The organism is Streptomyces phaeolivaceus (assembly GCF_009184865.1).
Lineage (GTDB): Bacteria > Actinomycetota > Actinomycetes > Streptomycetales > Streptomycetaceae > Streptomyces > Streptomyces phaeolivaceus.
In genome coordinates this window covers 6,418,557-6,439,180 of record NZ_CP045096.1, presented here as the reverse complement: position 1 = coordinate 6,439,180, position 20,624 = coordinate 6,418,557, and the positions used below count along the sequence as shown (strand labels likewise).

Genomic DNA, 20,624 nt, shown 5'->3' with positions numbered 1-20,624 from the left:
CTGCGAGATACCCCTCTTCCCCACACCATCCACATCCGCGACTCCAAGCACCCCACCGGCTCCAACCTCGTCCGCTCCCCAACGGCCTGGACCACGCTCCTCTCCAAGAAGCTGACGGATGGAAGCATCACTGCCCTGAGCTGAGTTCAGGTGATGATGAATCCCGCACACCCCTGGTCGAGCCATTGCTTTGCCTGAGTGCGGTCGCCCTGCGGGAGGCTGGGGTCGTCGGCAAGGGCGACGAGTAGCTCAGCAAGGTCAGCGAAGCTCGTGTCGTCCAGCCGGGACAAGGCCCAGACTGCGAACAGCCGGTCAACGCCGGGATCTTGAGACAGGTCAAGCAGCAGGGCGACACCACGTGAAGGCTCCAGCCTTGCAAGACGCCAAGCTCCTGCCACGCGTGCGCCGGCACGGACGGCCGTGTCCCGCGCCAGGTACATGAGGAGATCGGCAGCACGCGCGTCACCGTAGTGCTCCAATCGATCTGCGCATTCCTGGCGAAAATGCCCGTGCAGGCTGGGGTCGAGGCCAAGCTCATAGAGGAGGTCAATGCCACGGAGGTCACCGGACTCTGCCAGACACTCGGCTGCCCACAGGCGGCAGTCGGTCATGTCGACGAGGAAGTCTTCGTCTTCGAACTCGTCGTCGAGGCTCTCAGGATCGAGCCCGACAGTGGTGTCGCCGGCCAGAGCTACGAGGAGGTCGCCACCCCGCACGTCGTCCAGCGGATACAAGATCCGTGCCGCGTTCACGCGGTCCCAACCGTCGCGGGTGGCGTCCCGGGCAACGCGCGAGACCAGGGAGACGGCGGCCTCCGCGACGGGAACGGGGATGGGGATGGGTGTTCCCAGCTCCGCCTGCACGGCGATGACGTCGCATCCTTGGACTCCTCCGATGCCGATCACACGCTTCAGGAGCCTGGTCACCTCACGAGTGTCGGGTATGGCATCGAGGAGGAAGCCGAGAGAAGACCCGTTGCCGAGCCTCCGCGCCATTTCCTCCCACCAGACGTGCGAGCTGATGCGACGTGCGTGGGTCCAGGGCCAGCGTCCGTACCAAGGGAGGCGGAACAGTGCGCGGAGCGCCCGAGCACGAGCCTGGGCGTCGCGAGTGGCATGGCGTACGGCGCAATACTCAAGCAGCGTCTGGTGCGGGAAATCGAACCTGTCGGCGCGTTCGATGAGCAGGCCACTGCTGCGCAGGATGCTCCCGAGGAATCTCTCTGGTGCGCGGGAGTGGATGTGGGTGGGTGGTGTCGTGTCGTGCATCTCGGCGGCGGGTTGCTTCTCGGCGGGGAACTGGCGTTCTTACATCGAATGCGTGACCTTCCTGGGTGGTGTTCGTTTGTCATGGCGGCAGGGTTCTTCGGTGGCATCGGGAGGGGGAGACGGGGTGGGTGGGCTGAGGAGTGCGGCGGAGCCGTTCGTCGCGTCCGGCCCCAGCGGTGTGGCTGTCCGGACCCGCCTCAAGCACCTGACGCCCGGCGATGAGCAGGTGCTGCGTCTGGTGGGCGCGCACCTGGGGTCGCTGGCGGCGAAGGACCTCAAGGTGCGCTGCCGGGACGGCCTGGACCACTCCGGTGAGTCGTGGGCGGTGCGTAAGCGGGAGCTGACGCCGCTGTCGTCGTCGCGGTGGGCGGGCAGTATCACCAAGGCCACGCACGACCAGTGGGCACTGGCGCGGCGCTGCCATCTGGCGCACATCCAGAACCTGGAAGCCGGCGTCCGCACCATCGAGGACCGGCTGTCGCCGCCGGTCGGGCAGAAGGGGACGAGGAAGGCGCCCGGGGGTTACCGGTCCGCGCGGGAATGGCATGCCAAGTCGCGGCGCCTGCGGGTGCTGGAAGACCGGTTGACTGCCGCGCGGGCCGACCGCGAGGCGGGCATCGTGCACGTCGTACGTGGCGGCAAGCGCCTGGCCCGCACCCGGCACCACCTGGAGGCGGCCGGGCTGACCGAGTCCGCGTGGCGGGGGCGTTGGGAGGCGGAGCGCTGGTTCTGCCAGGCGGACGGGGAGTCCGGCAAGCGCTACGGCAACGAGACCATCCGCGTCAGCCCCGACGGCGAGGTGAGCATCAAACTCCCTGCCCCGCTCGCGCATCTGTCGAACGCCCCGCACGGCCGCTACGTCCTCGCCGACCGGGTCGCGTTCGCCGACCGGGTCGCGTTCGCCGACCGGGTCGCGTTCGCCGACCGGGTCGCGTTCGCCGACCGGGTCGCGTTCGCCGACCGGGTCGCGTTCGCACACCGGGGCGGCGAGTGGGCGGACCGCGTCGCGGCCGACCGGGCCGTCGCCTACCGCATCCACTACGACACCGGCCGCACCCGCCGGTACCTGACCGCCTCCTGGCAGATCCCGCCCACCCCCACCCTCCCGATCGAGACCGCGCTCGCGCACGGTGTGATCGGCGTCGACATGAACGCCGACCACCTCGCCGCCTGGCAACTCGACACCCACGGCAACCCGACCGGCAGCCCGCGCCGCTTCTCCTACGACCTGACCGGCACCGCCGAACACCGTGACGCCCAGATCCGCCACGCCCTCACCCGCCTCCCGCACTGGGCCCACGCGTGCGGCGTCAAGGCGGTCGCGGTGGAGGACCTGGACTTCGCCGCCGAGAAGACCCGGGAGAAGCACGGACGACGTAAGCGGTTCCGGCAGCTTGTTTCCGGTATGCCCACCGGCAAGCTCCGCGCCAGACTGGCGTCGATGGCGGATCAGACGGGTATCGCGGTCATCGCCGTCGACCCCGCCCACACCAGCCGCTGGGGCGCCCAGCACTGGCAGAAACCCCTCACCAGCACGACCCGCAAGACCACTCGCCACGATGCTGCCGCCGTGGCGATCGGAAGGCGCGCCCAGGGACACCCGATCCGGCGACGGACGGCACCGCCCCCACAGCACCGGAGTGATGCGGTGGGGCATCGGACCGTCCAGGCCCGACCAGGAGCCCTTGGGCGTGAGGGAACCCGCCCCCGCGTCCCCGGACCACGGACACGATCCGTGCCGCCCGGACGCGGAGCGAACGCGGGCAACCAGAACGCCCAACACCGTCCGGGGCGTTCGGCCGAGCATGGGTTCTGGCAACAGGACTCACTCCCGCTCAGTCCTTAGGAACGGTCCCACTGGAAGTAGCCGTCCAGTCAGCCCGCGTACGACGAACCCCGGGGTGCCGCCTACGAGTTGGTGCGGGAGTTCGTTGAGGGCGCGCGCGGGCAAGTCGATGTCATGGTGCTGGAGGGGAGCGTCGACTACTTCAACCCCGTCCGGCTCACCTACGACAGAACCGGCCAGGAGCAGGAGTTGCTGCTGGTCAAGGACGACGGGCACTGGTGGGTCGCTCTGGGCGACGGCGACCCGGCGGCGGGGATGTAGGGCGATGTAGGGCGACTCGGGGCGTGGGAGGCCCGCTCGGGGACGCCGGGGCTACTTCTCGTACAGGCCCTCGATCTCCGCCGTGAAGGACCTCTCCACGACCTCCCGGCGCAGCTTCATCGACGGGGTGAGGTGGCCCTCCTCCTCGGTGAAGCCGCCGGGGACGATCGTGAAGGCGCGGATGGATTCGGGGCGGGAGACCAGGCGGTTGGCCTCGTCGACCGCGCGCTGGAGGACGGCTCGCAGGTCCGGGTCCGTGGTGAGCTGTTCGAGGGGCATGCCCTGCTTGGCGTTCATCAGGGTCCAGTGGGTGATGCCCTCGGGGTCCAGCGTCAGCAGGGCCGTGACATAGGGGCGGCGGTCGCCGATGACCATGGCGTGGGCGATCAGGGGATGGGAGCGCAGCCAGTTCTCCAGCGGGGCCGGGGCCACGTTCTTGCCGCTGTCGGTGACCAGGATCTCCTTCTTGCGGCCGGTGATCGTGAGGTACCCCTCGTCGTCGAGCCGCCCGATGTCGCCGGTCGCGAACCAGCCGTCGGGGCCCGCCGGGACGACCCCGCCGGCCTGCGGGTCCCAGTAGCCGCGGAAGATCTGGCCGCCGTGCAGCAGGATCTCGCCGTCGGCGGCTATCCGGACCCGGGTGCCGGGCAGCGGCCGGCCGACCGTGCCCAGCCGGGGGCGGTTGGGCGGGGTGACGGTCACGGCCGCCGTCGTCTCCGTCATGCCGTACCCCTCGAAGACGTCGATGCCGGCGCCCGCGTAGAAGGCGGCGAGCCGGCGGCCGAGGGGGCTGCCGCCGCAGATGACGTAACGGACCCGGCCGCCCAGCGCCTTGCGGATACGGCGGTAGACCAGCGGGTCGTAGAAGCTGCGGGCCGTCTTGAGGAAGGCGGACGGGCCGGGGCCGGTGCCGTGCTGTTCGGCCTCCAGGGCCTCGCCGTAGCGGCGGGCGACGGCGGCGGCGCGGTCGTAGGAGGAGGCGCGGCCCATGCGTTCGGCGGAGGCGCGGGCCGTGTTGAAGACCTTCTCCAGGACGTAGGGGATCAGCAGCAGGAACGTCGGGCGGAAGGACTTCAGGTCGGCGAGCAGGTCCTCCGTGCGGAAGCTCGGCGAGTGGCCGACGCGGATCCGTGCCCGCATACAGGCGACCGCCACCATACGGCCGAACACATGGGCGAGCGGGAGGAAGAGGAGGGTGGACGCCTCCTCGTCGGTCTTCGCGCGGAAGATGGGGTAGAGGAGGTCGATCGCGTTGTCGACCTCGGCGCAGAAGTTGCCGTGGGTCAGGGCGCAGCCCTTGGGGCGGCCGGTCGTGCCCGAGGTGTAGATCAGGGTGGCGAGGGTGTCGGGGCCCAGCACCCCGCGCCGTACGGCCACTTCCTGGTCCGACACGTCCCGGCCCCGCTCGGCCAGCCGGCCCAGATGACCCTTCTCGAAGACCCACATATGGCGCAGGTCGGGGATGCGGTCGAGTTCGGGGCCGAGCGCGGCGGCCTGGCCGGCCGTCTCCACGGCCAGCGCGACCGCGCCGGAGTCCTGGAGGATCCAGCGGGTCTGGAAGACGGAGGAGGTCGGATAGACGGGGACCGTCACCAGGCCCGCCGCCCAGGCCGCGAAGTCCAGGAGCGTCCACGCGTACGTCGTCCGCGCCATGATCGCGATCCGGTCGCCCGGCATCAGCCCCTCGGCGATCAGCCCCTTCGCCAGCGCGAGCACCTCGGCGGCGAACTCGGCCGCGGTCACGTCCCGCCACCGGCCGTCGCCGTCGCCCCCCTCCCCGCTTCCGTCGCCGTCCGCGGCCCCGGATCCGGGGCTGCCGTGCTTGCGGCTGAGGACGACCGCGCCGGGCTCGTGGGCCGCGTTGTCGAACGGGATGTCCGCGAGCGAGCCGTACGCGGCGGGCTCGGCGAGCGCGGGCACGTACGCCTCTCGCACGGTGCCGTCCAGCCTCTTCAACTCGGGTTTCACCAGGGCGGGTTGGGTGTGTTCGAGGCTGGACACTGGCGGCTCCCGGGCGTTCGGCGTGTCCGGATCGTACGGGGTTGGTGTGTGAGGTTCGTGCGAGTGTGGCGATGGTCCGGAGATGGAACCGGGCCGGGGATGTGCAGTGTCGCAGACCGTCCGCGCACGGCTCAAGCGCAGGTCAAAGGCGCGCCAAGTTACCTGAGGGTCATTCAGCTCCCGGCCCGCACAGCAGGCCTGACAACCCCTTACCTTGGGTAACCTGACTCTCGAGTAAGAAGAGAGAAGAAGACGAAGAAGACAGAGAGAAGAAGGGGACGAGGAACGATGCGCACGCTCACCCTCACCGACGCGCCCGCCCTCACGCCCCTCCTCGCGCGGGGCGCGCTCCGCTCGCCGGGCAAGAGCCTCAAGTTGCCCCGCGCGACGGCCCGGTACGGCCCGGACACGACCTCCCGGCCGACGCCTCCCACCCGGCTCCCCCGGCTCGTCCTGCCCGGCGTCCGGATCGACCTCGCCCGGCTCGCCGCGTACGAGCGCGTCTGCGGGTTCCCCACCGGGGAGGACGCCGTTCCGCTGACGTATCCGCATGTCCTCGGCTTTCCGCTCGCCATGCGGATCATGTCCGGCCGGGATTTCCCGCTGCCCCTCCTCGGGCTCGTGCACACCTCGATCGAGATCACCCGGCGGCGCCGGCTGCCCGCCACCGGGACGTACGAGATCACCGTGTACGTCGCCGAGCTGGCCCCTCATCGGCGGGGCACGGAGGCGACGGTGGTGACCGAGGTGCGGGATGGGAGGGAGGAAGAGGGGGAGGGGGAGGGAGCAGGACAGGGAGAGCGTGCGGGCGCGGGCGCCGTCGCCGGGGATGGCGGGGGCGGCGGGGTGGCGTGGGAGTCGCGGAGCACGTATCTCGCACGGCACCGGCGGAGCGGGAGTGCGGGTGGGGGCGCGGGCGCGGGCGTACGGGAGGAGCGGGCGCCGGAGGAGCGGGTGGCGTTGCCCGCTGTGGCCGAGTGGCGGTTGGGCGGGGATGTGGGGCGGCGGTACGGGGCCGTGTCCGGGGACCGCAATCCGATCCATCTGCACCCTCTCACCGCCCGGCTGTTCGGTTTCCCCGGGGCGATCGCGCACGGCATGTGGACGGTGGCGCGCTGCCTGGCCGAGCACGGCGCACCCCCGGCGGCCCTCGTCCGCGCCGAGTTCCGGGCGCCGGTACCGCTGCCGGGCACGGTGACCTACGCGGCCGACGGACAGGCGTGGGGCGGCTTCGAACTGCGGAGCGGAGACGCCCCCGGACCCGGCGGGGAAGAGGCCCGCGACAGGGCCCGGACCAAGATCCATGTGAGGGGCCACGTGTACCCGCTCGCCGTCTGAGCACACGTGAACATCACAGAAACACTTCATGGCGGGGGGACGACGCCGACTGCCGGGCCTTTCGGGCAAGTTGCTTGAAAATCAAGGTAGTTGGCACGTCCGGCACCACGGAAGCACAGACTCCGCCCGAACTCCACGGGAAAACGCTCATACGACACTCAGGAATCCTTCTTAATCTCTCCGCACCGCGCGAACATGCCGAACCGGGGCGCGCGCCGGACGATTCACGCCAGGAAGGGCCCTGAGCCATGCCTCCCAGACGCATCGCCGTACTCGCCGACTCGGACACCCGCTGGAAGTGGGGCGCGGCCGTGGCTCAGCAGCTCGCCCCCGGGCACGCGCTCGACGCGTACTTCCTCAGCGGCCGGTCGACCCCGACCGAGCGGCAGCTCGCCGAGATCGGGATCGTGCCCGACACCCGGCGGGAGGTGACCGCCGCCGAGTTGGTCGGCGACGAGGAGCTGGCCGCCGCCGACATCGTGGTGATGGCGCTGCTCGGCGGTACGGTCCTCACGCTCACACACAGCCTGGGGCTGGCCTGGGAGGGGCGGGAGCGGCGGCCGATCACCGTCACGGGGTATGTGGGTGTCGTCTACGAGAAGATGGTCGACGGGCTGATGACCCGCGCCGGCAGCGATCTCGTCCTCGCCAACTCGGCGTACGACGCGGGCCGCTTCCGGCGGGCGTTCACGAGTGTGGGCGTCGACCCGGACACGGTCGTGGAGTGCGCGCTGCCGTTCCTCGGGGGCGAACCGTATCTGCCGCCGGGGCCCGGCGGGCGGCCGTTCACGCTCACCTTCGCCGTGCAGCCGTCCGTGCCGAAGGGGAAGGCGGCGCGGCTGGCGCTCCTCGAACGGGCCGCCGCGCACGCCCGCCGGTTCCCCGACCGGGAGGTGCTGATCAAGCTGCGCAGCATGCCCGGGGAGGCGACCACGCATGTCGAGGCCGACCCCTACCAGCTCCTCGTCGAGGAACTGGCCGGGTCCGCGCCGGCCAACCTCCGGCTCGTCTACGGCAACATGGGCGAGGTTCTCGACCGTACGGATCTGCTGGTGACGGTCAGTTCCACGGCGGCGCTGGAGTCGATGCACCGGGGGATCCCGACCGCGATCCTCACGGACTTCGGGGTCCGGGAGGCGCACGGCAACCACTACTTCCTCCACTCCGGCTGCCTGGCCTCCTGGGACGACCTCGACTCGGGAGCGCTGCCGCAGCCGGACCCGGCGTGGGCGGCGGCACAGGGCATCGGCAAGTCCGACCCGTACGCCGCGGCGCGCGCCCGGGTGGCCGAACTGCGCGCCGGGGGCGTGGTGCTGCCGCCGCTGCGGCCGTACTACACGCCCCAGCGGGCGAGTCTGTACCTCGGTGACCTCCTCCGCCGCCACGGTCTCGACGAGAAGGGCCACGCGTTGCCTGCGGCGCTCGGCGGGGGTGACTCCGGCCGGGTCAAGGCGGCGGTGCGGCGGGTGGCGCGGAGCGGGGCGAAGTCGTTGTACCGGGTGGGGCGGCAGAGGGTGGCGCCTACGTTGCGTAAGTGGGGGGCGGCGTAGGGGGTTGCTTGTCGGGCGCGGGTCCGGTGGGGCTTCTCGCGCAGTTCCCCGCGCCCCTGAGAACAACGGCCCCTGCGGGCCGTTGAAAAAAGCACGGGGCGCGGCCCCTGCTTTTTCAGGGGCGCGGGGAACTGCGCGACCGGCCCCCACCGGACCCGCACCCGCCAACGAACCCGCACCCCCGAGCTCTCACCCGCCCGGCGAAGCCCTCACGCGCTCGGCGGGGCCCACGCGCGCCCTTCCATCAGGTCCCCCAACCCCGCCCACGCGAAGTTCATCAGGGTCGCCGCGGCCTGTCGGGCCGTGATGCCGGGCGTCGCGTTCGCCCACGCGGCCAGCGACTCCGCCGCCCCCACGAGCGCCTCGGCGAGCCCCGAGACCTCCCGTTCCGGCAGCGACGGATCCCGCCGTGCCTGCCGTGCCGCCACCAGGATCAGCCCGGTCACGAACGCGACCATCTCCTCCCGCATCGCCGCCACTTCGGCGGCGAACGGCTCCCCGTGCGTACGCGCCTGAAGGTGCAGCACGGCCCACGCGTCCGGATTGCGCGCGGTGTGCGTGAAGAACGCCCGCAGCCCATCCCAGAGTTGGCGGTCGGCGGGCAGCTCGGGATCCACACCCGCCCGTACGGCGGTGGTGAGCGCCTTGGCCTCGCGGCGGATGCAGGCCGTGAAGAGGTCTTCCTTGGAGTTCAGGTACAGGTACACCAACGGCTTGGAAACGCCCGCCAGTTCGGCGATCTCGTCCATCGACGCGGCCCGGTAGCCCCGCTGCCCGAACGTCCGTACCGCCGCGTCCAGCATTTGCTGTTCCCGCACCGCGCGGGGCATCCGTTTGCTCTTCACAGCACCCATGCGCGCAAGCGTACGGTTCCGGCGGCGGGGACGGAGGGCCGCGCGGGGGTGGTGTGACGCGTCAGGAAGCCTTGCCGGACGCGGACGTCGGCTGCGCGGCGGGGGCCGGGTCGGCGGTGGTGGGCGCGGCGGTGTCGTCGGCCGGCGCCGCGCTCCCCGTGCGGGCCTCGTCGTCGGCCTCGTCCTCCTGGCTGCGGTTGGCCGCGAGGTTGGACTTGACGCGGCCGATGGAGCGGTCGAGGCGGGGGGCGATCCGGACGGAGGCCCGGTCGCGCTCCTTGCGGAGGGCCACGAAGCTGATCGGCGCGGAGACCAGCAGGGCGAGGACGACCATCCACATGCCGTTGGAGGCGCCGAGGCCGCGCGGGGCGATGCCGGAGTAGACGAGGGCCCAGACGACCACGAAGCAGCCCACGAAGATCCCGAGGCGCATCAGTGTGTAGCGGAGCATCTCAATCCACTCTTCCGTTTCCGTTCCGAACAGTGCCCCCATGGTTCGCAGGGCATCGTCCAGTGAAGCACGGTCGGCGGGCGATCTTGCAGGGGGGTGCGGGGCGCGCGGCGGTGCGCCCCCGGCCGCTCTCAGGTCAGGGGCAGCAGCATCGTGATGTCGTCGCGGTGGTCGTCGGGGGCGACCCGTATCGCGCCGGGGACTCGGCCGACCTCCTTGTAGCCGCAGGAGGCGTAGAAGTGTTCGAGGCCGTGGCCGCCTCGGCAGCCGAGGCGGATGGCGTCTATGCCGTCGAAGTCGCGGGCCGCGTCCTCGGCCGCGGCCAGGAGGGCGCGGCCGTAGCCCTTGCCCTGGTGGGCGGGGTGGACCATGACCGTGTAGAGCCAGACCCAGTGGGTCATCAGGCGGTGGGTGTTGAAGCTGAGGAAGGCGGTGGCGGCGGGGGTGCCGGTGGGGTCGAGGCCGAGGAGGAGGCGGTGTCTGCCCTCCGCCATCGCCGTGAGGTGCTTGAGCAGTTCCGGACGGATCTCCTCCGGGGTGACCGGGGGGACGAAGCCCACGGCTCCGCCGGCGTTGGAGACGTCCGACCAGAGGGTGAGGATGCCGTCGTGGAGGGTGGGGGTGAGAGGTGGGTCCAGGTGGAACGTAAGGGTCATGGGGCGACCGTAGCCATTACGCACCGCTCCGCTCAAGAGAGATCCGCCCCCGCCGCCCCGCGCCCCTGAAGGGCGCGGGGAATCGATCACGCCCGCGTCAGACCCGCATCGGCTGAGGGGACTCTCGGCGGGTCGGGTCCGGACCCTCGTACTCGCGGATGATCTCGTACCGCGTGTTGCGTTCGACGGGGCGGAAGCCGGCGTCGCGGATGAGGTCCAGGAGGTCCTCGCGGGTCAGCTTGTTCGGCGTGCCGTAGTTGTCCGCGTCGTGGGTGATCTTGTACTCGACCACCGAGCCGTCCATGTCGTCGGCGCCGTGCTGGAGGGCCAGTTGGGCCGTCTGGACGCCGTGCATGACCCAGAAGACCTTGACGTGCGGCACGTTGTCGAAGAGCAGCCGGGAGACCGCGAAGGTCTTCAGCGCCTCGGCGCCGGTCGCCATCTGCGTCCGTGCCTGAAGCCGGTTGCGTACCTTGCCGTCCTGCATGTCCACGAAGTCGTGCTGGTAGCGCAGCGGGATGAAGACCTGGAAGCCGTTCGTCTCGTCCTGGAGTTCACGCAGGCGCAGGACGTGGTCGACGCGGTGGCGGGGCTCCTCGATGTGGCCGTACAGCATGGTGCAGGGGGTCTTGAGCCCCTTCTCGTGCGCCAGGCGGTGGATCCGCGACCAGTCCTCCCAGTGCGTGCGGTGGTCGACGATGTGCTGCCGGACCTCCCAGTCGAAGATCTCCGCGCCGCCGCCCGTCAGGGACTCCAGCCCCGCGTCGATCAGCTCGTCCAGGATCTCCGACGCCGACAGACCGCTGATCGTCTCGAAGTGGTGGATCTCCGTGGCCGTGAAGGCCTTCATCGAGACGTTCGGGAGGGCGGCCTTCAGCTCCTTCAGGGAGCGCGGGTAGTAGCGCCACGGAAGGTTCGGGTGCAGGCCGTTGACGATGTGCAGCTCGGTGAGGTTCTCGCCCTCCATCGCCTTGGCGAGTTTCACCGCCTCCTCGATCCGCATCGTGTACGCGTCCTTCTCCCCCGGCTTGCGCTGGAAGGAGCAGTACGCGCAGGAGGCGGTGCACACATTGGTCATGTTGAGGTGGCGGTTGACGTTGAAGTGGACGACGTCGCCGTTCTTCCGCGTCCGCACCTCGTGCGCCAGACCGCCCAGCCAGGCCAGATCGTCCGACTCGTAGAGCGCGATGCCGTCCTCACGGGTCAGCCGCTCACCGGAGCGGACCTTCTCCTCCAGCTCGCGCTTGAGCCCGACGTCCATGCCTCCGCCTTTCCTCGTCCTCACCGACAAACTCCCGCAACCGTACGCCTACGCTCCCCCCACTCCTCCTCCTACTCCTCCTCCGGCAGCTCACCCACCCGGTTCTCCCACTTCGTGGAGAGGATGATCGTCGTACGGGTCCGTGAGACGCCCTTCGTGCCGGAGAGCCGGCGGATGGTCTTCTCCAGGCCGTCGACGTCGGGGGCGCGCACCTTGAGCATGTACGAGTCGTCGCCCGCGATGAACCAGCAGTCCTCGATCTCGGCCAGCTCCCGCAGCCGGTTCGCCACGTCCTCGTGGTCGGCGGCGTCGGAGAGGGAGATACCGATGAGCGCGGTCACGCCGAGGCCGAGGGAGGCCGCGTTGACGGTGGCGCGATATCCGGTGATGACACCGGCCGCCTCCAGCCGGTTGATGCGGTCGGTGACACTGGGTCCCGACAGACCGACGAGGCGCCCCAGCTCCGCGTAGGAGGCCCGGCCGTTCTCCCTCAGGGCCTGGATGAGCTGCCTGTCCACCGCGTCCATGCGATCGGTTGCCTTCCGCTGAAGAGTTGCGTTGTAGGTGCTGCGTGATGCGTTGTGGTGCGAGGGGCCGGGGGAAAGACCGCCCGTCGGAGGTGTCACCTGTCGGCGGAACGCGCTCCGCCCACGTCGCCCTCCCAGCGCCGGTACAGGGCGTGCGGAACGCCCGCCGCGTCCAGCGCCCGTCCGGCGACGAAGTCCACCAGGTCCTGGATGTGGGTGGCGCCCGCGTAGAACGCCGGGGACGCGGGCAGTACGGTCGCGCCCGCCTCGTCCAGGGTCACCAGGTGCCGCAGGGTCTGCCCGTTCAACGGCGTCTCGCGTACGGCGACCACCAGGCGCCGTCCCTCCTTGAGGGTCACACTCGCCGCCCGCTGGAGCAGGTCCTTGCTCAGCCCCAGGGCCACGCCCGCGACGCACGCCGTCGACGCGGGGACGATCAGCATGCCCTTGACCGGGTACGAGCCGGAGGACGGACCGGCGGCCAGGTCGCCCGCGCTCCAGTGCCGTACGCGGTCGCCGTCGAGGTCCACGGCGAACGTGCCGGGTTTGCCGTCGGCGCCGCGGGCCAGCCATTCGCGCAGGTCGTCGCGCCAGTGCGCGTCGCGGAAGGAGATGCCCGTCTCGTCCAGCAGGGTCAGCCGCGAGGCCCGGGACACCACGAGGTCGACACGCTCGCCGGCGGCGAGGAGCGCGCGGAGCACCGCCGCGGCGTATGGGGTGCCGGATGCGCCGGACACCCCTACGATCCAAGGCGTACGCGGCGTCTCTCCTGGCTTGACTGGGTTCACGACACCGAGCCTATCCGGCGGCGCGGGACGGGAACCGGTCAAGGGGGCACGGCCGTTTCCCGGAGGGGACGAGTTGAGCGGGGGTTCGACATGGCTGGTGGAGTACGTGGGGCGCTGAGTCCGGAGCGGGAGTGGTCGCGCGGGGACCGTGCGAAGGCCGCGGCCAGGCTGATGGTGGGCTGGGTGGCGTTGCTGTGGCTGCTCGAAGTGATCGATGTGGCGACGGGGCACTCGCTGGACGAGTTCGGGATCGTGCCGCGGTCGGTGCCGGAGCTGGTGGATGTCGTGCCGGCGTCCTTCATCCACTTCGGGTTCGGCCATGTCGCGGCGAACAGCGTGCCGCTGCTGGTGCTGGGGTTCCTCTCGGCGCTCGGCGGGTTGCGCCGGTTCCTTGCCGTGTGCGCGCTGATCATCGTCGCGGACGGGCTGGGGGTGTGGCTGATATCCCCGGACAACACGAACACGGCGGGGGCGTCCGGCGTCGTCTTCGGCCTCTTCGGCTTCCTCGTCGTCACCGGCTTCGTCGAGCGGCGGTTGCTGGGGGTCGCGGTGGGGGTGCTGGTCGCGGCGGTGTGGGGCGGCTCGATCCTCGGAGGCATCGCCCCCACGGAGACCGGCATCAGCTGGCAGGGTCATCTGATCGGGCTGGTGACGGGGGTGGTGGCGGCGTTCCTGTTCCGCCGCCGGGTCCCTGGGGGCGCGGCATAGCTCGGGGGTGCGGCATAGCTCGGGGGCGCGGGTGCGGGTGCGTCGGCGAGTGCGGGTGGTTGGGGGCTGGTCGCGCAGTTCCCCGCGCCCCTGAAAAGCAGGGGCTGCGCCCCAATGCTTTTCAGGCCCGCGGGGGCCTGTTCTTTCAGGGGCGCGGGGAACTGCGCGAGAAGCCCCACCGGAGCCGCACCCGCCGACGCACCCGCGCCCCCGACCCCTCAGGCGATCATCACCCCTAGACGGTCAACCCCCGCACCACCAGATCCAGCAGCGCACACACGAACAACGCGATCCCGATGAACCCGTTGACCGAGAAGAACGCCCGGTTCAGGCGCGACAGGTCGTGCGGCCGGACGATCGTGTGCTCGTACACGAACGCGCCCGCGACGATCGCCAACCCCAGCCACAGGAACGCCCCCGCGTCGGTCAGGATCGCGTACCAGATGAACAGGGCCGTGGTCAGCGCGTGGCACACCCTCGCCGCCCACACCGCCGCCGGGATGCCGAAGCGCGCCGGGACCGACAGAACGCCGGACTCGCGGTCGGAGTCGACGTCCTGACAGGCATAGATCAGGTCGAAGCCGCCGATCCAGATGCCGACGGCCAGACCGAGGACGACCGCGTCCCAGGACCAGGAACCCGTGATCGCGAGCCATCCGCCCACCGGCCCCATGGCCTGGGCGAGGCCCAGGATGGCCTGCGGGTAGTTCGTGAAGCGTTTGCCGTAGGGGTAGACCACCATCGGGATCACGGCGACGGGGGCGAGCGCCAGGCAGAGCGGGTTCAGCAGCGCCGCCGAGCCGAGGAAGATCACGACCGCGATCAGCGCGCCCGTCCAGGCGTGCCGCACCGACATCGCCCCGGTCACCAGCTCACGCTGCGCCGTACGCGGATTGCGGGCGTCGATCTCGCGGTCGATGATCCGGTTCACCGCCATCGCGAACGTCCGCAGCCCCACCATGCAGATGGTGACCAGCAGCAGCCGCGCCCAGTGGATGTTGCCGTCCAGCTGGAACATGGCGGTGAGCGCGGCGATGTACGCGAAGGGCAGCGCGAAGATCGAGTGTTCGATCATCACCAGGCGGAGGAAGGCCTTGGTGCGCCCCGGCTGCTGCGGGATCGCGGCGGAGGCGCTGCTCACAGGCCGTACTCCTTCCAGCGGCGGTCGACGAGCGCCGCCGTGGCCGGGTCCGACTCGACCATGTCCGGCCAGCCCCCGTCCCGGGTGTAGCCCTCCTCGACCCACTTCCTCGTGGCGTCGATGCCCGCCTTGCCGCCCCAGAACTGCTGGTAGGAGGCGTGGTCCAGATGGTCCACCGGGCCCTCGACGATCGACAGGTCGCGGGCGTAGTCCGTGTTGCCCAGTGCCCGCCAGGCGACCTCGTGGAGGTCGTGGACGTCGCAGTCGGAGTCGACGACCACGATCAGCTTGGTCAGGGACATCATGTGGGCGCCCCAGATCGCGTGCATGACCTTCTGCGCGTGCTTGGGGTACTTCTTGTCGATCGAGATGATCGCGCAGTTGTGGAAGCCGCCCGCCTCGGGAAGGTGGTAGTCCACGATGTCCGGCACGATGATCTTCAACAAGGGCAGGAAGAAGCGTTCCGTCGCCCGCCCCAGCGGACCGTCCTCCGTCGGCGGCCGACCCACCACGATCGACTGGAGCAACGGCCGCTTCCGCATCGTCACACAGTCGATCTTCAGCGCGGGGAACGGTTCCTGCGGGGTGTAGAAGCCGGTGTGGTCGCCGAACGGGCCCTCGGGGAGCATCTCGCCGGGCTCCAGCCAGCCCTCGATCACGACCTCCGCCTGCGCCGGCACCTGCAGCGGCACCGTCTTGCAGTCGACCATCTCGATCCGCTTGCCCGAGACGAACCCGGCGAACAGGTACTCGTCGATGTCACCGGGGAGCGGGGCGGTGGAGGCGTACGTCACGGCGGGCGGGCAGCCGAAGGCGATGGCGACCGGCAGCCGTTCACCGCGCTTCGCGGCGACCTGGTAGTGGTTGCGGCTGTCCTTGTGGATCTGCCAGTGCATGCCGATGGTGCGCTTGTCGTGGCGCTGGAGGCGGTAGAGGCCGAGGTTGCGAACGCCGGTCTCGGGGTGCTTGGTGTGGGTGAGCCCGAGGTTGAAGAAGGAGCCGCCGTCCTTCGGCCAGGTGAAGAGGGCCGGGAGCTGGTCCAGGTCCACGTCGTCGCCCTGGAGGACCACCTCCTGGACGGGCGCGCTGTCCGGCTTCACCTTCTTCGGCGGGACATGCGTCATCGCGCCGAGCTTCCCGAACGCCTCGCGCACACCGACGAAGCCCTGCGGCAGCTCAGGCTTGAGCAGACCGCCGATCTTCTCGCTGATCTCGCCGTACGACTTCAGGCCGAGGGCCTTCAGCAGGCGGCGGTCGGTGCCGAAGACGTTCATCGCGAGGGGCATCTTGGAGCCCTTCACGTTCTCGAAGAGCAGGGCGGGGCCGCCGGCCTTGTTCACCCGGTCGACGATCTCCCCGACCTCCAGGTAGGGGTCGACTTCGGCCTTGATGCGCTTGAGATCGCCCTCGCGCTCCAGTGCGCGGAGCAGGGAGCGAAGATCGTCGTAAGCCATGGGGTCAAGTATCCCCGAGGGGCTACCCTGGCCCCGTCACGGGGCCCGGCGCACGGCCCCGCCGTCACTTCCGGGGGCCGTACACCGACCCACCGCCGCTTCCAGGGGGCTGTTCCATGCTCAGGGTGTTGATGTACCTCGTGCCGCTGGCGCTGACGATCTACGCGTTCATCGACTGCCTCAACACCCCCGAGGACGAGGCGAAGCACCTGCCGAAGATCGCCTGGGTCTTCATCATCCTGCTCTTCTGGATCGTCGGCCCGATCGCCTGGCTCGCCGCGGGCAAGCTCCGCAACGCCCCCGCCGGTGGTCGTACGCCCTCCGAGTGGCACCGCGACCGGCGTACCCAGTACGTCGCCCCCGACGACAACCCCGAGTTCCTGAAGTCCCTCTCCGAGGACAACGAGCGGGAGGACGCGCAGAAGGACGAGGCCCTGCTCAAGAGCTGGGAGGCCGACCTCCGCCGCCGCGAGGAGGAGCTGAAGCGGCAGGAGGAGGACGGCCCGAACAAGGGCGACCAGGGCGACCAGGGGGAGGGAAAGAAGGGCGGCCAGGACTGACGCGGGCCCTCAGTCCTCGCGCAGGACGAGGCCCAGCAGGCCCGGGAAGCGGGCGTCGAACTCCTCGCGGCGCAGCCGGTTGACGCGCTTGGCGCCCTCGTCGCGCTGCTCGACGAGCCCCGCGCCGCGCAGCACCGAGAAGTGGTGGCTGAGCGCCGCCTTGCCGACCGGTACGTCGAAGCTGCCGCAGCTACGGGTCCAGACCGACGAGCCCGCCAACTCCCGCACCAGCGTGACGCGTACGGGATCGGCGAGGGCCGCGAGGGCGGTGAGGACCGGGACGTCGTCGGGGTGGGTGTGTTCCGGGGCCGCCCGGTGACCGGCGCGTTCCGCCATGCCCGTCTCTCCCCCGTCCCGCTCCTCCCGTGGAGCGTGCGCGCCTTGCAGAGTGTTCGATGAGAACCTTACACTCGCCAGTGTTCGCTTTCCGTTGAACACTCGTGTCCTTCAGCCGGCCGAGCGGGAGTCCGGTATGCGCGCGATCGAGTTCCAGGAGTACGGCGATCCCGAGGTCCTGAAGGTGGTGGAGGCGGAGGCCCCCGAGCCCGGACCGGGGCAGGTGGGCGTCGAAGTGGCGTACGCCGGGGTGAACTTCGCCGATCTCAAGGCCCGCGCCGAGGGCTACCGGGTCCCCGCGCTCCCCTACCGCCCCGGCCTTGAGGTCTCCGGACGGGTGCGCGCGCTCGGCGCCGGCGTCACGGGGCTGAGCGTCGGACAGCAGGTCACCGCGCTGACGGACGCGGGCGCGTACGCGGAGGTCGCGGTGGCCGACGCGGCGACCGTCTTCCCGCTGCCCGAGGGCGTCGGCCTGCGGACGGGCGCCACGCTGCCGACCGTGCTGCCGACGGCGTACGCGCTCGTGCACACGGTGGGGCGGCTGCGGGCCGGTGAGACCGTGCTCGTGCAGGGCGCGGCGGGCGGGATCGCCACCGTGGTGGGGCAGTTGGCGAAGGCGGCGGGCGCGGGGGCGGGCCTGCTGCACACCTGTCTCACCCGGCTCATGTGTCCGACGGGCGACACGGGGGCGGCGCCGCGCACGTGAGCACGGCGTGTCGCGGGCAGAGTGGGGCCATGGACGACGTCACGGACGAGGTCATGGACCAGGCACGGGCGCGGGCGTGGCTCGCCGTCGCCGTGGAGGAGGCGCGGGCCGGGCTCGCGGAGGGCGGGGTCCCCATCGGGGCCGCGCTCTACGCGGCGGACGGGACGCTGCTCGGGCGCGGGCGCAACCGCCGGGTGCAGGACGGCGATCCGTCCACGCACGCGGAGACGGCGGCGTTCCGCGCGGCGGGGCGGCAGCGGACGTTTCGCGGTACGACGATGGTGACGACGCTCTCGCCGTGCTGGTACTGCTCCGGGCTGGTGCGGCAGTTCGGGATCTCGCGGGTGGTGATCGGGGAGGCCACGACCTTCCACGGCGGGCACGACTGGCTGGCCGAGCACGGTGTGGAGGTCCTGGTGCTGGACGACCCGGAGTGCGTGGCCCTGATGCGCGACTTCGTCGCCCACCACCCGGCCCTGTGGAACGAGGACATCGGAGACCCCAGTGACAGCGGAGACGCCCGTGACAGCGGAGATCCCAGTGACGACGGAGACGCCAGTGACAGCGAGCAGTAGGCCCCCTATCCCCACCATCGACCTGCGGCCCTGGGCCGACGGTGGGCCCGAGGAGCGTGCGCGGATCGCCCGGACCGTGGACGAGGCGCTCCAGACCGCCGGTTTCCTTCTCGTCACCGGTCATGGGGTCGATCCGGGGCTCCGGACGCGTATCCGGGAGGCCGCCCGCGCCTTCTTCGTGCTGCCGGTCGAGGCCAAGCAGGCGTACGAGGTGAAGGTCGGCGGGCGCGGCTGGCTCGGGCCGGGGGCCGAGGCGAACGGGTACTCGGAGGGTACGGAGACGCCGCCGGACCTGAAGGAGTCGCTGACGTTCGCGACACACGAGCCGTTCGACGACCCGGTGGTGAACGCGGAGTGGTACCGGCCGAACGTCTGGCCGAGCGAGGTGCCGGAGCTGCGGGCGCTGTGCGAGGAGTACCTCGCGCGGATGGGCGAGCTGGAGAACCTGCTGCTCTCGCTCCTCGGTGAGGCACTGGGCCTGGAACCGGACTTCTTCTCCCGGCACATGAGCCATCCCACCTACGGCTTCAACATCAACTGGTATCCGGGCACGGAGGTCGTCGGGGACCCGGCGCCGGGCCAGTTCCGGATCGGCCCGCACACCGACTTCGGCACGGTCACGATCCTGGACCGGCAGGCGGGCAAGGGCGGGCTCCAGGTGTTCACGGACGAGGGCGGCTGGGAGGACGCCCCCTACGACCCGGACGCCTTCACCATCAACATCGGTGATCTGATGTCCCGTTGGACGGGCGACCGCTGGCGTTCCGGTCGCCATCGCGTGCTGCCGCCGCCGGCCGACGAGCCCGCCGAGGAGCTGATGTCGCTGGTCTACTTCGGCGAGTGCACCCCGGGCACGATCGTCGAGTCCGTGCCCGCGCCGGTCGGCCGGGTGGCGCACCCGCCGGTCGACTCCCATGTGTATCTGCGGGCGCAGCTGGACTCGATCACCGTCGACTGACCGTTTCCGCCCCATCTTGTATCGAGGGTTTGACACAAGATGCCGCCCACGGCATCTTGTACTCGCTTGTACTGACCGCTTGATACAAGATGATCCGGGGGGATCTCCGTATGCTCGACACCGCCCCGCTCCAGCACCGGTTGCTCGACCACGCCGACCACTACGCCCGCTGGTCCGGGCTGGCCATCGGTCTCGTCGTCGCGCAGGCGCTGTCCACGCTGGGGCACGTCGAGTTCGAGCAGCGCGTCGTGTTCTGCCTCACCGCCTTCGGCCTGTGCGCGGTGGCCGGTGTCCTGCTCGCCGACGCGCTCACCCTGCGCCCCCAGGAGGCGGTCCGCACCGCGAGTCTCGCCCCGCGCCTGGTCAGAGACCACGTGCCACCGCACATGGGCCCCCTGATCGTCCTTCAGGGGGTCTCCCTCGCCGCCCTGCTGGTGATCACGGCCGCCACGGCGACCGTCGACCCCGACCGGATCCTGAGCACCGGGAAGGTCGTCGCCGTCACCTGCAACGGGATGCGCGCGACCCTCGGCCCCTGGCCCGGCCTGTACTACAGCCTCCCGATGTTCGGCGCGCTCGCCATAGCCACCCCGACCTGTGTCTGGGCGCTGCGCCGCATCGCCCACGGGCCGGGCGAGGAACAGCAGCGCCGTGACCGCGCCTGGGCGGTCACCGGGGCCTGGGGGCTGCTGGTGTCGAGCCAGCAGCTGTACGCCGTGCTGATGATCTCCGTCTCGCTGACGGAGACGGGCTGCGCCGGTGTGCTGGGCGCGCTCACCTTCTGGGTGTTCTACCCGCTGGCCCTGCTGAACCTGTTCACCGTCGTCTGGTCACTGGTCACCGTGGTGGCCCCCCGCGCGGTCGAGGTCGAGCCCGAGCCGGCCGAGGGCGAGACGGCGGCGGCGGCGGACGAGACCATCGAGGGCGGGGCACGCCGACGATGAGCGACCCCGCCGTCCGCGTGGACACCACCAGCCAGGTCCCGCCGTACGAGCAGATCCGCGCGCAGCTCGCCGCGCTGATCGTCACCGGCCGCCTGGGGGAGGGCGAACGGCTGCCGACGGTACGGCAGTTGGCGACCGACCTCGGGCTGTCCCCCGGGACGGTGGCCCGTGCCTACCGCGCGCTGGAGGCCACGGCCCTGATCCGCACCCGACGCGGCGCGGGCACCCGCGTGGCGGCCCCACCGGCCCGGCCGCCCAGCCCCGACACCCACCAACTCACCACGCTGGCCCGCGACTTCACCTCCTCGGCCCGCGCCCTGGGCGCGGCCCCGGAGGCGATCCTCACCGCCGTACTGGACGCGTTGGGGCCGGAACGGCCGCGCCCCTGACAGGTGTCGGCCCGCGGTCGGGGACCACGGGCCGACAGTGAGGCACGGATGC

Annotated in this window: 22 protein-coding genes and 1 pseudogene; 12 read left to right on the top strand and 11 right to left on the bottom strand. The window is 70.9% G+C overall.

Going from position 1 to position 20,624, the window contains the following annotated elements; translation table 11 throughout:
- Positions 1–144, top strand: coding sequence for a DUF397 domain-containing protein (locus F9278_RS29880; RefSeq protein WP_152174213.1), 144 nt, complete (start codon positions 1–3; stop codon positions 142–144).
- A 2-nt stretch (positions 145–146) separates the two neighbouring features.
- Here F9278_RS29880 and F9278_RS29875 read toward each other — a convergent pair whose 3' ends face one another.
- Positions 147–926, bottom strand: coding sequence for a HEAT repeat domain-containing protein (locus tag F9278_RS29875; protein WP_152171085.1), 780 nt, complete (start codon positions 924–926; stop codon positions 147–149).
- Positions 927–1,392: 466 nt separating this feature from the next.
- Between F9278_RS29875 and F9278_RS29870 the strand changes: the two genes are divergently transcribed.
- A complete protein-coding gene (locus F9278_RS29870) occupies positions 1,393–3,114 on the top strand; it encodes a transposase (RefSeq protein WP_152171084.1) in 1,722 nt (573 codons plus the stop codon).
- A 114-nt stretch (positions 3,115–3,228) separates the two neighbouring features.
- Positions 3,229–3,375 (top strand): hypothetical protein, encoded by a 147-nt coding sequence (locus tag F9278_RS47515; protein ID WP_226967024.1) that lies wholly within the window; start codon positions 3,229–3,231, stop codon positions 3,373–3,375.
- A gap of 51 nt (positions 3,376–3,426) precedes the next feature.
- Here the strand turns inward: F9278_RS47515 and F9278_RS29860 are convergent, their stop codons facing one another.
- Positions 3,427–5,376 carry an AMP-dependent synthetase/ligase gene (locus F9278_RS29860; RefSeq protein WP_152171083.1) on the bottom strand — a complete coding sequence of 650 codons (1,950 nt, stop codon included), beginning with the start codon at positions 5,374–5,376 and terminating at the stop codon, positions 3,427–3,429.
- Between the two features lie 288 nt (positions 5,377–5,664).
- Between F9278_RS29860 and F9278_RS29855 the strand changes: the two genes are divergently transcribed.
- A complete protein-coding gene (locus F9278_RS29855) occupies positions 5,665–6,714 on the top strand; it encodes a MaoC/PaaZ C-terminal domain-containing protein (RefSeq protein ID WP_152171082.1) in 1,050 nt (349 codons plus the stop codon).
- Positions 6,715–6,962: 248 nt separating this feature from the next.
- Positions 6,963–8,264: a DUF6716 putative glycosyltransferase gene (locus F9278_RS29850; RefSeq protein ID WP_152171081.1), complete on the top strand. Its 1,302-nt coding sequence runs from the start codon at positions 6,963–6,965 to the stop codon at positions 8,262–8,264.
- A 209-nt stretch (positions 8,265–8,473) separates the two neighbouring features.
- Here the strand turns inward: F9278_RS29850 and F9278_RS29845 are convergent, their stop codons facing one another.
- From F9278_RS29845 to F9278_RS29820, 6 genes are all read right to left on the bottom strand, one after another.
- Positions 8,474–9,118 carry a TetR/AcrR family transcriptional regulator gene (locus tag F9278_RS29845; RefSeq protein ID WP_152171080.1) on the bottom strand — a complete coding sequence of 215 codons (645 nt, stop codon included), beginning with the start codon at positions 9,116–9,118 and terminating at the stop codon, positions 8,474–8,476.
- A gap of 61 nt (positions 9,119–9,179) precedes the next feature.
- Positions 9,180–9,569 carry a DUF4229 domain-containing protein gene (locus F9278_RS29840; protein ID WP_152171079.1) on the bottom strand — a complete coding sequence of 130 codons (390 nt, stop codon included), beginning with the start codon at positions 9,567–9,569 and terminating at the stop codon, positions 9,180–9,182.
- A 131-nt stretch (positions 9,570–9,700) separates the two neighbouring features.
- Positions 9,701–10,225, bottom strand: coding sequence for a GNAT family N-acetyltransferase (locus F9278_RS29835; protein ID WP_152171078.1), 525 nt, complete (start codon positions 10,223–10,225; stop codon positions 9,701–9,703).
- Positions 10,226–10,322: 97 nt separating this feature from the next.
- A complete protein-coding gene (gene mqnE / locus F9278_RS29830; RefSeq protein ID WP_152171077.1) occupies positions 10,323–11,486 on the bottom strand; it encodes an aminofutalosine synthase MqnE in 1,164 nt (387 codons plus the stop codon).
- 71 nt (positions 11,487–11,557) lie between these two features.
- Entirely contained in the window at positions 11,558–12,013 is a 456-nt protein-coding gene (locus F9278_RS29825) for an Lrp/AsnC family transcriptional regulator (protein ID WP_152171076.1), read from the bottom strand.
- A 95-nt stretch (positions 12,014–12,108) separates the two neighbouring features.
- Positions 12,109–12,801 carry a UbiX family flavin prenyltransferase gene (locus tag F9278_RS29820; protein ID WP_152171075.1) on the bottom strand — a complete coding sequence of 231 codons (693 nt, stop codon included), beginning with the start codon at positions 12,799–12,801 and terminating at the stop codon, positions 12,109–12,111.
- Positions 12,802–12,891: 90 nt separating this feature from the next.
- Between F9278_RS29820 and F9278_RS29815 the strand changes: the two genes are divergently transcribed.
- On the top strand, positions 12,892–13,509 hold the full coding sequence (locus tag F9278_RS29815) for a rhomboid family intramembrane serine protease (protein WP_152171074.1): 618 nt from the start codon (positions 12,892–12,894) through the stop codon (positions 13,507–13,509).
- A gap of 235 nt (positions 13,510–13,744) precedes the next feature.
- On the opposite strand, the gene mqnP is transcribed toward F9278_RS29815, so the two are convergent.
- Both mqnP and F9278_RS29805 read right to left on the bottom strand, forming a co-directional pair.
- Positions 13,745–14,650 carry a menaquinone biosynthesis prenyltransferase MqnP gene (gene mqnP / locus F9278_RS29810; RefSeq protein WP_152171073.1) on the bottom strand — a complete coding sequence of 302 codons (906 nt, stop codon included), beginning with the start codon at positions 14,648–14,650 and terminating at the stop codon, positions 13,745–13,747.
- A complete protein-coding gene (locus F9278_RS29805) occupies positions 14,647–16,104 on the bottom strand; it encodes a menaquinone biosynthesis decarboxylase (RefSeq protein ID WP_152171072.1) in 1,458 nt (485 codons plus the stop codon). The genes mqnP and F9278_RS29805 overlap by 4 nt, the downstream gene beginning before the upstream one ends.
- Before the next feature lie 116 nt (positions 16,105–16,220).
- Between F9278_RS29805 and F9278_RS29800 the strand changes: the two genes are divergently transcribed.
- On the top strand, positions 16,221–16,664 hold the full coding sequence (locus F9278_RS29800; protein ID WP_152171071.1) for a PLD nuclease N-terminal domain-containing protein: 444 nt from the start codon (positions 16,221–16,223) through the stop codon (positions 16,662–16,664).
- A gap of 9 nt (positions 16,665–16,673) precedes the next feature.
- On the opposite strand, the gene F9278_RS29795 is transcribed toward F9278_RS29800, so the two are convergent.
- Entirely contained in the window at positions 16,674–17,000 is a 327-nt protein-coding gene (locus tag F9278_RS29795) for an ArsR/SmtB family transcription factor (RefSeq protein ID WP_152171070.1), read from the bottom strand.
- Positions 17,001–17,136: 136 nt separating this feature from the next.
- Here F9278_RS29795 and F9278_RS29790 point away from each other — a divergent pair.
- From F9278_RS29790 to F9278_RS29770, 5 genes and pseudogenes are all read left to right on the top strand, one after another.
- Positions 17,137–17,634 (top strand): annotated as a pseudogene (locus F9278_RS29790) (quinone oxidoreductase family protein); the annotation flags it as partial.
- Positions 17,635–17,759: 125 nt separating this feature from the next.
- Positions 17,760–18,281, top strand: a complete 522-nt coding sequence (locus F9278_RS29785; protein ID WP_193242047.1) for a nucleoside deaminase — start codon at positions 17,760–17,762, stop codon at positions 18,279–18,281.
- On the top strand, positions 18,265–19,239 hold the full coding sequence (locus F9278_RS29780) for an isopenicillin N synthase family dioxygenase (protein WP_152171068.1): 975 nt from the start codon (positions 18,265–18,267) through the stop codon (positions 19,237–19,239). The genes F9278_RS29785 and F9278_RS29780 overlap by 17 nt, the downstream gene beginning before the upstream one ends.
- 110 nt (positions 19,240–19,349) lie before the next feature.
- Positions 19,350–20,183, top strand: coding sequence for a hypothetical protein (locus F9278_RS29775; RefSeq protein WP_226967023.1), 834 nt, complete (start codon positions 19,350–19,352; stop codon positions 20,181–20,183).
- A complete protein-coding gene (locus F9278_RS29770; protein ID WP_152171066.1) occupies positions 20,180–20,572 on the top strand; it encodes a GntR family transcriptional regulator in 393 nt (130 codons plus the stop codon). The genes F9278_RS29775 and F9278_RS29770 overlap by 4 nt, the downstream gene beginning before the upstream one ends.
- The last annotated feature ends 52 nt before the right edge of the window (positions 20,573–20,624 follow it).